The following is an 11,775-nucleotide window of genomic DNA, read 5'->3' as shown; positions in this document are numbered from 1 at the left end:
TCGTCGGCGGCATGGGTCATCCCGAGCTTGTGCCGGACCGCGGCCCGTCGCCCGCATTTAGGGGCATCGGTGGGCAATTGCCAGCGAGGCAGGCGCAATGCCCACCGTCGATGCAGGCCGCCGCATGGGCCAGCCCCGCCCGGATGCGCTCGGCGACGCTCGGCGCGGTACAGACATAAGTCGGGCTCGGATGGGGGACAGGGATGACGCAACACGCCGGTCTCAGGGCCTCCAGCACTGGGCGGAGCAGGCCGGCGATGCGGCCCGCCAGGATGACGACGCGCAAATGCGGAAGGCCGTCGACGAGTGGGGCGAGCCAGGGCGTGGCGGCCAGGATCTCGGACCGGCGCGGGGCCCGGTTGCGTGCCCCTCGCGCATGGATCACCCACGGGATCGTGTTCCAAATCAGCGTATCGCGCCGAGACAAGCCGGCTTCGGCGAGGAAACGGAACAGGTTGGCGGCGGTGCCGGTGGGGTTGTCGCGGGAGACGAGGCCGGTGCCACGAATGCCCGGACCGGGCGTCTCCAGCAGGAGCAACAATCGCGCGTTGATGCCGCCGTCGAGGGGGTCGGGGTCCGGCACCTCGGCGCACTGCGCGTCGGCGATCCGGCGCGCCAGCGCCCGGATCGGGGCAACGTGCGGGCTTTCCAGCAGGGCCCTGCGGGCCGCCAGAACGGCGGGGTCCTTCAAGCTTTTCGGGACGCGCGGTGCGCCCTCAGGCAACATCGGCGACGAGGCGAGCCGCCCGTTCCAGAAGCACGCCCTGACGGCGGAAGCGTTCGATCCCGGCCTCCTCGGCGAGGCGCTTGGCCAAGCCCTCGGGGCCGCCGAACTGGAAGCCGAGCTGCGTCGTGTAGGCCGCACAGGCGGCTTCCTTGGCGGCTTGGCCCCCGGCCCCGAAACGGCATTCGGTCTGATGCAGGTCACGGAAGCGGGCCCGCAGGGGCTCCTTCGGGTCGTGGCTGCGCACGGTGTAGGGAAAGTCGCGCCACCACAGGATGGGCGCATCCGGTCCGGCGGCATCGATGGCGCGCACGACCTGGACGTGGTCCACATGCCCGCCGACAGCTTGCGGCGCCAGCAAGAGGTCCGGCGCGAATTCGGCCAGAAGTTCGCGGATCGCCTGCGTCAGGTCGGGGGCGACTCTGTCGTCGGCCCGGACGTCCCCGAACAACTCCGGCGCCGAGCCGTAGCCGCGATGCGGGGCCTCGCGGAAGGGCAGGTGCCGCGGGCTTTCGATGCCGAGGCAGCGGGCCGCCTCCGCGTCCTCGCCCCGGCGCAGATCCATGTAATCGACCTCCGGGCCCAGCCCCTTGTCGGTCTGGCAGGCCAGGGCAAAGCCGGTGGGAGCCTCCACCGAGGCCGTGAACAGCGTGGCCATCACCACCCGCCAACCGTCCCGCGCGAGGGCGTGCAGGAGGCCGCCGCAGGAAAACGCGGCGTCGTCGAGGTGCGGCGAGAGGGCGAGGGCGGTCGGCATCGGCTCAGAGCAGGTGCGGTTCGGCGCGGAAGCGGCAGGCGGGATCGTGCGGCAGCGCCGTGGCGAAATTCGTGGCCGGGCGCTCGCTCGCCACGGTCCCGTACACCGTCATGATCTGGCGCCCGACGGCGCGCCAGGAATAGACCCGGCGGCATTCGGCGAGGCCGTCTTCGGCCAGACGGCGCCGCAGGGGCGCGTCCTCGATCACCCGGGCCAGGGCCTCGGCCAGGGCCGGCACATCACCGGGTTGGACCATCAGCCCGTTCTCGCCGTCGCGCAGGCAATCCGAGACGCCGACCGAGTGGGTCGAGACCACGGCCAAGCCCGCCGCCATCGCTTCGAGAATCGTGTTGGAGAACCCTTCCGCGTAGGTCGGCGACACGAACACGTCGGCTTCCCGGTAGAGGTCCGGCACCGTGTCATAGTCGGCGTAGCCGCTGAAGCGGATCTCGCTGTCCGAGAAGTTCAGCTCGGCCGCGCGCGCTTTCGACGAGTCCACGTCGGGTCCGATGCCGGAGATCGTCGCCGCGAACGGGATGGCGCGCGCCCGCAACAGCCCGAGGGCGTCGATGAAGTCGAGCACGCCTTTCCGGCGGTCGACCCGGCCGTGATAGAACAGCCGGACCGGGCCGGCATGGCCGCCGGGCCCGGGGGTGAAGCGGGCGGTGTCCACGGCGCCCGGCACGATGGTGAAGCGGGCCGGGTCCGAGCCGAGGCGATCGCAGACTTCGCCGACGAAGGAGGCGCCGCCGATCAGCAGGGCGTTGGCGTGGGCCAGGACCTGGCACATCGCGACGCGGTGGGTCTCGCAGCACGAGCCGACCCAGTGGCCGTCCCCGCCCTGGATCGAGACCACGTTCGGAACGCCGATCTTTCGCGAGGCCAGGAGCGTCGCCCACCCGGTGGGGTAGCCGTACTGCGCGTGCAGGAGGTCGAAGGGTCGTTTCGCGTGCTCCGCACAGATCGTGGCGACCATCACGTCGATGTCGCGCTCGAAATCGCCGCTCTCCTGCTCGCCCAGCTGTTCGAGGCCGATGACGGTGACGCCGGGCACGGCAGGGGGCGGGCCGCCGCCATAGACGCGCGTGCCGAAGGCATCGCCGCGATACTGGGAGATCATCGTGACGTCGTGGCCGGCCTCCACGAGTTCGCGCAGGAGGTTCTGCGCGTAGACGCTCATGCCGGAGATCGCCGGGAAATAGCGGCGCGAGACGAAGCAGATCCTCACGCGGAGGCTCCCGGGTTCGGGTTGCGGCACGCGCGCAGATATTCGAGGGAGGCCGGGACCATGAGGTCGGCACGGTGGCTCTCCCGGGAGAGCTCGACGCAGATCAGCTTGTCGAAACCGATCGCATCCAGGGCGTTCAGGACGCTGGGAACGTCCATGTCGCCCTCACCGAAGGGCAGGTGCACATGGATGCCACGCGCCATGTCTTCCAGCGCCACGGTGCCGATGCGCCCGGCGAACTCGGCGACCGCAACCGCCGGGTCGCGCTCGCCGGTGACGAGGCAGTGGCCGGTGTCGAGGGCGAGCTTCAGGCCCGGCACGTCGAGGACGGCATAGTCGTCGAGAGTCTCGATCAGCATGCCGGGCTCGGGCTCGAGGCAAGCCCCCACGTTTCGCTCGGCGGCGTAGGCGACCACTTCCGTCAGGCCCTCGTGCAGCCAGCCCCGCGCCTCGGCCCGGTCGATGCCGGGCTTCGGCACACCCGCCCAGAACGAGACGGCTTCCGAATGCAGGATCGCGCCGATGTCGATGGCGCGCTTGAGGAAGCCGACGCGGCGGGCGCGGCCGGCGGCGTCTCCGCTCACCAGGGTCGGCTCGTGCTTGGCGCGCGGGTCGAGGAGGAAGCGTGCGCCGGTCTCGATCACCGAGCCGAGGCCGAGGCGCTGAAGGCGGCTCGACACGCGCTGCGCCTCCGTCGCCCAGGTCTCCGCGAAGGGGTCGAGATGGTGGATGTCGAGGGTGAGCGCCACGCCCTGGTACCCGGCCTCGGCGATCAGATCGATGGCGTCGTCGAGGCGGTGATGGGCGGTGCCGTTGGTGTTGTACGCGAAGCGCAGGCTCATGCGGCGCGCCCCTGCTGGGCGAGGCGGAACGGCGCGTGGTGCGATTCCGGCTCGCGGTAGAGCGGGTAGTGGGAGCCGACGATCCGGTCCGCGAGGGCCGTGTCGAACAGCGGCTGTCCGCCGAGGCGCTCGATGGCCTCCGGCGTCAGCCGCACGGGCTTGAGGGTGTCGGTGGCCTCGCCGAAGCGGATCAGCGGGTGGTCGCGCTCGATGAGCTTCCGAGCGTTGCGCTCGCCGATGCGGTGATAGCTCATCGTCTCGACCTCGAGTCCCGGCACGATGGCCTTCACCACGCCCACGGAGCCGCCTGGCGGCGAGCAATCCACGTAGAGGACGTCGAAGCCCGCTTCGTCCAGGCGCTCGCGGGCGACGCGGCCGCGCGCATGGCCATCCGGGGCCGCCGTCGTCGGCAGATCGGAGAAGCGCTTGGTGGAGCGCTCGGAATAGACCGTGTCGCGTAGGGTCTCGGCGATGCCTTCCGCCGGCTGCACGATCCATTCGAGCATCGCCTTGAGCGCGCGGCTCTCCTCCAGGTCGAGGCTCGGCAGGGCCTTCTCGATGAAGGCGTTGATGTAGCCAGGCGGCGTCACGCGCTCGGCGAAGGCGAGGGGGCCGTGCCCGAAGGCCTTGCGCACGCGAGCCGCCTGGAATTCGAGCAGCGCCTTGCGCAGGGCGCGCTCGCGATCGGGATCGCAGGCCTCGCCGCAGGCCGAGAGCGCGATCGGCACCGGCGTGTCGGCCAGGTTCCGGTCGTATCCGACGACGTAGAGGTTGGTCAGGCCGAACTGGTCCGTGGCGAATTTCGGCAGGGCCTTGATTCCGAGGCTGTCCAGCCGGTCGAGCATGCCGCGTGTCTCGGGGCCGAGCCCTTCGGAGATGTCGAGCATCACGCCCTGGTCGAGGGCGCGGAACAGGAGGCCGTTGCCGTCGCGCTGCAGAAGTTCGAGGAGGCCGTGGCCGAGGGCGAAGTCCACGTCCGGGCCGGCGCCGAGGCCGTTGGTGATGAGGTTGGTGAAGGGCTTGTAGCCCTCCGACAGCTCGAAATAGTCGGTGGCGGCGATGTCGAGCGGCATCAGCACGGTCTCGCCGGTGCGGGCGCGGATCGCGGGCGTCCATTCGAGCGTGGTGCCGCGCCCGACCGGGCTGCCGGCAGGCAGGCAGAGCGTGAGGGGATCGGCCACCGACCCGGCGCCGAACACCCGCACGAGGTCGTCGTAGCTGCCGCGCTCCTTCTTGCGGGGCATGACGGCGAGCGACGGCATCAGGTTCTCGGCGATCTCGGCCACCGCCCCGATGATCGCCTCGTCGTCGGTGGCCCCGTAGCCGATCCCGCTCGGCATGGCGCCGACGAAGAACGGATCGTCGAGGAACAGCGACACGAACCAGACCGGGATTCCTGTGCGGTCGAGCGGCGCCAGGGGGAAGCCGACGATGCGGCCCTCCGGCAGGATGTCGAGATAGGCGCGTACCGGCTCCGGCAGGGCGGCGGGCAGGCCCTCGATCCGGCGGGGGGCGCCATGACGATAGGCGCGCGGCGTCTTGATCCGGCTGTGGCGGGCGCGGTCGTCCTGATCCTGCTCGTTCACGGTCGTGGTGTTCCTCAAGACAACGCGGCGTAGGCGCGTGCCAGCAAGCGCATGGTGTGAAGGTCGCGGGTCGCGCTGTAGGCGTCGCGCTCCGCGGGACGGCGCAGGGCCGAGCCGAAGGCCTTCACCTGTTCGAGGAAGGGTGAAGCCTCCCCGTCGAAGGGCAGGGGTTCCGACATTCCACTCGAACCGTCGGTGAACGCGAGCGTGCCACCCGCGACCTGCCCCATCGTGTCGATCGCGGTGAGCAGGCCCTTGGTGCCCGTCACTTCCAGGCGACGCCGGGGCAGGGCGTCGGGGCAATTGTAGGCCACGTGCAGGTTGGCGAGCACGCCGGACGGCGTGCGCCCGATCAGCAGGGCGCCATCGTCGACGGCGTAATCCTGCGCTCGCGCCTGGGTCAGGGCTGCGAGGTCTTGGATCGATTCGTCGAGGAGGAAATCCACGAGGTCGAGGCCGTGCGGCGCGAGGTCCATCAAGGCGCCGCCCCCGGCCTTGGCCGGGTCGATGCGCCAGTTGTCCTGGCCGCTGAAGGAGGTCCAGGCGCGAGGCAGCCAGCAGGCATAGACGATGCGGATGGCCGTCACGGTGCCGAGCCGGCCCTCGCGGATCGCCGCGCGCATGGCCCGGTGGGCGGGGTGATGGCGCTGATCGAAGGCGGTGCCGTAGAAGGTGTCGCCGCCTCGCAGGGCTTCCACCATGGCCTCGGCGTCGGCAAGCGAAGCGGCCATCGGCTTCTCGCACAAGATCGCCTTGCCGGACCCGGCGAGCGCCTCGATCGCCTCGCGGTGGAGGTGGTTCGGGGTCGCGACATAGACCGCCTCGACGTCGCGGTCGTTCACGAGGTCGATGAGATTCGCATAGGCCCGCGCGCCCTCGGCCTCGGCCGCCGCGCGGGAGGCCTCACCCGGATCGGCGACGGCGACCAGCCGGTGCCCGGCCGCGCGAATGCCCGGCGCCATGTAGTCGCGCGCGACCCAGCCGTAGCCGACGATGCCCCAGTTCACCGGACGTTGCGTGGCGGGCTCCATCACCAGCGCTCCGGCAGGTCGACATAGGTCCGGTTGCGTACCTGCGTGGCGTCCGGCGCGTCGAGGTCGCCCTGCCAAAGGAGGGTTGCGGGGCCGTCGAAGGCCGCCGGATAGGTTGCCCGGCTCGCATATTCGGCCTCGTAGCGCTCGGATGGCCAGGCGATCGCGTGATGCCCGCCCGCGCCGCCGTAGAGCGGGTTGAGGCGCAGTGTCTTGCCGGGACGCGGCACGGAGATGCCGTCGATCACGGCGCGCGGGGCCGGGCGCATGCCGGGCCCGGCCACCACCGAGAAAGCCTCGACGCCCTGGAGGTCGTGCGGCGAGCGCGGATGGGGCGCGCGGCGCTCCACGAGGGCCCTGGTGAGGTCGTCGTCGTCGTAGACGAGCCCATCGGGGAAGAGTTCGTCGATCTCGGCGGCCGAGACGGCGCGGCCGGCGGAAAAGCCGGGCCGGTCGCTGTTGTGGATGTGGCTGATCGCGAGCCAGCCATCGTCGCCCGCGTTCTGGCGCAAGGACTCCAGCACCTCGGCCTTGCGGTCGAGGAAGTAGAAGGCGTCGTTGCACACGACGAGGTCGACCGGCGCCTGGGGGATCGGCCAGTGCGGCGAGCCGGCGTCGAAGCAGACGAGTTGCGCGGATTTGCCGACCACCCAGTGCCGGGCGACCCAGAGCTTGGCGAAGACGACATCCGCGCCGGCGACCTTGATCCCGCGCGTCTGGAATTCGCGCAGGTACTGGCCGATGCCGCAGGCGAACTCGAAGACGCAGACCGGATCGTTCCAGTGCGCTTCGAGGAGCGTGAGCCCTGCGAGGAAGGTCGGGTCGGTCCAGCGATGCAGGAAATAGTCGCCGACCCGGCCCCAGCCGAGCAGGCGTACGGCGTCGCGCAAGGAGCGGGCGTCGCGCTCGCGCACGAGCTCGTGCAGGTCGAGGGGGTCGGCGGGCGGGCCGGTCCACCAATCGTCCTGGTCGGCGAGCAGCCCTTCGAGGGCGAGGTTCGTCTCCCCGGCATCGAGCAGCTTGAGCGTGTGTGCGACGAGATCGGCGCGGTTCGTGCGCAGATACGGAATGCCGTCGATCACCGGCCAACGCACACCGCTCTTCACCTCGCGCAGCGAATGCGGCGTGTCGGCCTTGAGGGATTCGCCGGTCTCCGGAGAGCACAGGTCGAAGGGAATCATGACGGGTCGCCCGCGCGGTCGCGAGGTAAGATCACGGGATCTGCATATCCGTCAGCACCCGATCGTGGAAATCCTTCACCGGGCCGGCATGCACGAGTTCCATCTCGTGGAGCACCGTGTCCATGGTGAGGGTCGCGGCGCGCAGGTGCTGGGCGATCTGAAGCACGCGATCGATGCAGTCGGCGGCGTGAAAGGCGCGTCCCTCCGCCGTGGCGTCATCGGGAAGCACGCTGCGGGCCCGCTCCACCGTCTCGCGCAAGGCGGGGTCGAGTTCGTCGAGCGCCCATTGCGTGGTGCGAGCCATGATCGGCAGGAGTTGGTCGCCGAGCAGCATCTCCCCGGTGAAGCCCGCATCCGGCATCGCCGCATTGTGGAAGTGGTGGGCCATGGCGGCGAGGAACACCACGGTGGGATCGGCCCGGTAGAACGGGCTGAGGACGACCCCATAAACCGCAACCATCAGACAATGCTCGGCGTGGTTCTCCGGCGGCTCCAGAAGGATTCTGGGCTTGCCGGGGCAGGTCACGCCGGCACGCGGCTGCTGTGCCAGGGCGGCGACGAAACCGGGGAGGGGGCCCTGCGTAAAATCCGACGGCTGCCGAAGCGCCGCCCGGAGACGGTCCCGCAAGCCGGGCTCGACGCTGTCGGCGACGGCGTCGAGCCCGGAGACCAGAACGTCCGCCGCCGCGCGCTCATCGAGTCCCGCCGCGGCCAGGAAGGCCGCGTCGAGATCGCAGAGGCGGGCGGCGGCGAGCGCCTTGGCGGTGATGTCGAGGGCGACCGCCTCCGGCGCGGCGCCGCCCGTGAGGGCGCTCCAGCCTTGGGCGAACAGGCGCTCGGCAATCGAGCCGGTGCGTCCGGCCGAGTGCACGCGCTTGAGATCGTTGACCTCGACGAGGAGGGCGCGGAGCGCCAGTGGGGCCGCGGGACCGGCGCCCTCCCTTGAGCTCGACATCAGTGCGCGCCGAGCCAGTCGAGGAGCATGGTCTGCTGCTTGCCGAAATCGTGCTCGGGGCCATGGCCGTTCTTGACCATCGGGGCCTTGAAGAAGCTCGAGAGCTGCTCCTGCGGTCCGCCGTCGCCGCGCTTCTTGGCAAGGTCGAGTACCCGTGCGATCTCGATGACGAGGGGGGCCGCCAGGATCGAGTCCTTGCAGAGGAAGTTCACCTTGATCTGCATGCGCTGACCTAGGAATCCTGTGACGTCGATGTTGTCCCAGGCTTCCTTGTCGTCGCCGCGCGGACGGTAATAGTGGATGTGCACGAGATGGTCTTCGACCGGGTAGCCGAGGATCGAATCGAGCACCGTGCCCTTGGTGTTGAGCTTCGACTGGAGCGAATCCTTGTCGTTTAGCGCCAAGCCGTCGCGGTTACCCAGGATGTTGGTTGAGAACCAGCCGTCGACGTGCAGGGCGCGCGCCTTGAGGGCGGGGGCCAGCACGGTCTTCATCATGGTCTGGCCGGTCTTGCCGTCCTTGCCCGCCACAGGGACATTGAGCTCCTTGGCGAGTTCCAGCAGCGCCGGCACGTCGGCGGCGACGCTCGGCGTGAAGTTGGCGTAGGGCACGCCACTCTTGATCGCCGCATAGGCGTAGAGCATCGCCGGACTGATCGACTCGTCGCTGCTGTCGAGGCCCTTCTCGAACTCGGCCGAAGAGTTCAGGACGGCGGCCGATAGGTCGGGCCAGCGCTCCGTGGAGGCGAGGTTGATCACAACGACCTCGTCGAGGTTGCTCTCGGCCTTGAAGCGGCGAAGGTCGTTGGCGATGACCGAGACGGCCTCACGGTGATCCTTGGCGACGATGCGGTTGGCACCCTCGATGTTCTTGCAGAACTTGGCGCTGCCGACGGCCGGCCAGGGCTTGATGCCCTTGAGGACCTGGGCGCCGTTCTCGATGTCCTGAGCGGTGAGGACGCCGTGGCCGGTCGCGGCGGCACCGAGGTCGTCGTCGTTCAGGTCCCAGCCGCCGAACACGAGGTCCTTGTAATCGGCCATGCCGGCGACCGAGACGCCCGCCAGGGGCAGGCCGTCGAGGCGGTTGGATCCGGATTTGATCATCTCGATGCCAGCGATGGCGGTGGTGGCGACGGCGCCACCCATGCCAACGAAAGCAACGCCGACTCGGCGACCGGTCTGCATGCTCATTGGAAAACGACTTCCTTCATTGGGTCGAACGCGACCCCTCACCAACTCGGAGGCCGTTTCGCTCAGGCCCCACTAACTGGTCCACCGGGGTTGTGTTCCAACCCTGGCCAGGACGCCTTTTTGACGCGGCCGGAATGAACGGCGGCCGAACGAAGCGTTAAAAATACGTAAACACAATGCCTTAACCCAACGTTAAGCCTGCCATCGTTGAATCACGGCGCTGTCCCATTCTGGTCACAGCGACCGGCGAGACGTCCCCTCGCTGAACGAACGCGAAGCCGCGCCCACGAAGGCGGCGGTACGAACAAGGACGGATAATGGGGGTTTTCCCGGAGCCGGCGCATCGCGCCGACGACGTGAGCCGTCTCGTGCCCAACGGGACCTTCGACGCAGACGACACCGTGGCGTGGCTGCCCCGGACCGAGCGCAGGACGCGCCGGAACCTCGCCGCTCTCGGCCGCCGGACCCTCGCGACGCTGCTCGCGGGCCTCATACTCGGCGCGGCCCTGCCGCAGAACGCTCTGGCACCCGCCGCGGCGGCTCATGACCGGATCGACGAGCGCGCGATGACCGCGCAGCGCCTCGGCCGGTCTGAAAATCCATTGACCTTTGACACGCCTAACGCGTCGGATTGGGCAGGAGTTCCCGTCGTCGAGCAGGAACCCGCCACCCTGACCCTGATTGAGGGCGACCTCGCCACCCTCGCCCCGAGCCGCGACGCCTCCGGGGCCGAGCGCCTGCGCTTCGGCGAAATGGCGGTGCCGCGCGAGATCGTCGACACCATCCTGCGTGCGGCCGCCGAAACCGGGGTCGATCCGGTCTACATGATGGCGCTGGCCGACAAGGAATCGAGCTTCTCGACCACCGTGAAGGCCGCGACCTCCTCCGCCGAGGGCCTGTTCCAGTTCCTGTCCGGCACCTGGCTCGAACTCATTCGCACCTACGGCGCCCGGCATGGGCTCGCCGAGGAAGCCGCGGCGGTGAAGGGGCGCGGCGGCGCCATCACGATCGCCGACGAGGCGACCCGCACCCGCGTGCTGCGCCTGCGCCAGGACCCCTACGTCGCCGCCCTGATGGCAGGCGAACTCATCAACCGCGACAAGGGCCGTATCGAGCAGCGCATCGGGCGCGACCTCTCCACGGCGGAACTCTACTTCGCGCATTTCCTCGGCACGGCCAGCGCGGGCCGCTTCCTGGCGCTCAGCGCCGAGAAGCCGGGCCAGGTCGCCAGACAGGTCTTCCGGGCGGCGGCGAAAGCCAACCGCAGCCTGTTCACCGAGAAGGCCGGCAAGGGCCGCCGCAGCCTGACCGTCGCGGAGGTTCGCGAGAAGATCGGCGGGATGATCGACCGCCGCCTCGGCCAGTACGAGGGCGTCGCGGCCCTCGCATCCCCGGAGCTCAAGTCCGAGGTCGCGCTCTCGGAGATCGGGACCGATGCGGCCCCGGCCGACCTTCCGATCAAGCGGGTCCACGTCACCGAGGCGACCGCGCCCGCCGAGTGAACCGATGCCTTCCGGCGGGCATACCCCGGACGGAAGCGGCGTAGCTTTGGCGCCGTGAGATGGTCTAGAACCGGCGGAACACAACGCGGCGCTCGCTCAGTCGGGCGCCGGCTCTCCGTGACCATGGCCCCCGATGACCTCTCTCGACCCGGACCGCCCGAGCCACGAGAGGCCGGAGCCGAAGGCCCCCGCTCCATCGGGCCGGGACACGGACGAGACCCGTGCCGCCGCGCGGGAGGCCGCCGCCGCCGATATCGTCTTCGGCGCCCTGCCGCCCGACCTGGGCCAGCGGCTGCGCGCCCTGTGGGAGGAATTCGAGGCCGGCACCACTGCGGAGGCCCGCTTCGCCATGGCCTGCGACCGGATGCAGGGCTTCCTGCAGAATGTCCTCAGCGACGGCCTGGCCTGGCGCGAGCATGGCATCACCCGGGCCGCGACCGCGCCGCGCATGGGCCCCGCGATGGCCGTCGACCCGGTCTTCGCGACGCTGATCGGCCGCCTCTACGGGCGGGCGGAAGGCATGCTGGGCTGAATGGGCGCGACCCCCCGCACTGCCACGAAGCCTCGCCCGGCGAGGTCCGCCACCCGGCCCCCCGGCCGCAGCGCCGCACCCCGCGCCGCCCGGACCACCATGCCGGACTCGCCGCTCGCGGGCTGGAAGCGCTGGCTCTGGGTCGGCATCCTGGTCTTCGCGGTGCTGATCGGCCTGCCCCTGGCGCATGCCCTGTTCGGGGAGGTGGTGGCGCTGCTCGGCGGGATGCTGCTGCTGGGCTTCCTGA

Annotated in this window: 11 protein-coding genes; 2 read left to right on the top strand and 9 right to left on the bottom strand. The window is 70.1% G+C overall.

Features of this window, described 5'->3' with window-relative positions; all coding sequences use genetic code 11:
* Nucleotides 1-16: 16 nt before the first annotated feature.
* From JWQ05_RS03110 to JWQ05_RS03070, 9 genes are read right to left on the bottom strand one after another with little or no spacing between them, the layout of a single operon-like run.
* On the bottom strand, nt 17-727 hold the full coding sequence (locus tag JWQ05_RS03110; protein WP_299654309.1) for a uracil-DNA glycosylase: 711 nt from the start codon (nt 725-727) through the stop codon (nt 17-19).
* Entirely contained in the window at nt 717-1,481 is a 765-nt protein-coding gene (locus JWQ05_RS03105; RefSeq protein WP_299654306.1) for a PIG-L family deacetylase, read from the bottom strand. Before JWQ05_RS03105 ends, JWQ05_RS03110 begins: the two co-directional genes overlap by 11 nt.
* A 4-nt stretch (nt 1,482-1,485) precedes the next feature.
* Nucleotides 1,486-2,709, bottom strand: a complete 1,224-nt coding sequence (locus JWQ05_RS03100; RefSeq protein WP_299654304.1) for a glycosyltransferase family 4 protein — start codon at nt 2,707-2,709, stop codon at nt 1,486-1,488.
* The gene (locus JWQ05_RS03095; protein WP_299654302.1) at nt 2,706-3,551 is read right to left on the bottom strand and encodes a sugar phosphate isomerase/epimerase; all 846 of its coding nucleotides are present in this window, start codon (nt 3,549-3,551) and stop codon (nt 2,706-2,708) included. The genes JWQ05_RS03100 and JWQ05_RS03095 overlap by 4 nt, the downstream gene beginning before the upstream one ends.
* Nucleotides 3,548-5,137 carry a YcaO-like family protein gene (locus JWQ05_RS03090; protein WP_299654300.1) on the bottom strand — a complete coding sequence of 530 codons (1,590 nt, stop codon included), beginning with the start codon at nt 5,135-5,137 and terminating at the stop codon, nt 3,548-3,550. The genes JWQ05_RS03095 and JWQ05_RS03090 overlap by 4 nt, the downstream gene beginning before the upstream one ends.
* A 14-nt stretch (nt 5,138-5,151) precedes the next feature.
* Nucleotides 5,152-6,168: a Gfo/Idh/MocA family oxidoreductase gene (locus tag JWQ05_RS03085; RefSeq protein ID WP_299654312.1), complete on the bottom strand. Its 1,017-nt coding sequence runs from the start codon at nt 6,166-6,168 to the stop codon at nt 5,152-5,154.
* Nucleotides 6,168-7,349, bottom strand: coding sequence for a methyltransferase domain-containing protein (locus JWQ05_RS03080; protein ID WP_299654297.1), 1,182 nt, complete (start codon nt 7,347-7,349; stop codon nt 6,168-6,170). The genes JWQ05_RS03085 and JWQ05_RS03080 overlap by 1 nt, the downstream gene beginning before the upstream one ends.
* 31 nt (nt 7,350-7,380) lie before the next feature.
* On the bottom strand, nt 7,381-8,304 hold the full coding sequence (locus JWQ05_RS03075) for a hypothetical protein (RefSeq protein ID WP_299654294.1): 924 nt from the start codon (nt 8,302-8,304) through the stop codon (nt 7,381-7,383).
* Nucleotides 8,304-9,494 carry an inositol-3-phosphate synthase gene (locus tag JWQ05_RS03070; RefSeq protein ID WP_299654291.1) on the bottom strand — a complete coding sequence of 397 codons (1,191 nt, stop codon included), beginning with the start codon at nt 9,492-9,494 and terminating at the stop codon, nt 8,304-8,306. Before JWQ05_RS03070 ends, JWQ05_RS03075 begins: the two co-directional genes overlap by 1 nt.
* Nucleotides 9,495-9,811: 317 nt before the next feature.
* Between JWQ05_RS03070 and JWQ05_RS03065 the strand changes: the two genes are divergently transcribed.
* Nucleotides 9,812-10,996: a lytic transglycosylase domain-containing protein gene (locus JWQ05_RS03065; RefSeq protein WP_299654288.1), complete on the top strand. Its 1,185-nt coding sequence runs from the start codon at nt 9,812-9,814 to the stop codon at nt 10,994-10,996.
* Between the two features lie 133 nt (nt 10,997-11,129).
* Nucleotides 11,130-11,528, top strand: coding sequence for an HD domain-containing protein (locus tag JWQ05_RS03060; RefSeq protein WP_299654285.1), 399 nt, complete (start codon nt 11,130-11,132; stop codon nt 11,526-11,528).
* Nucleotides 11,529-11,775 lie beyond the last annotated feature (247 nt).

The organism is Methylobacterium sp. (assembly GCF_028290105.1).
GTDB lineage: Bacteria > Pseudomonadota > Alphaproteobacteria > Rhizobiales > Beijerinckiaceae > Methylobacterium.
This window is presented reverse-complemented; position numbering and strand designations above follow the sequence as displayed.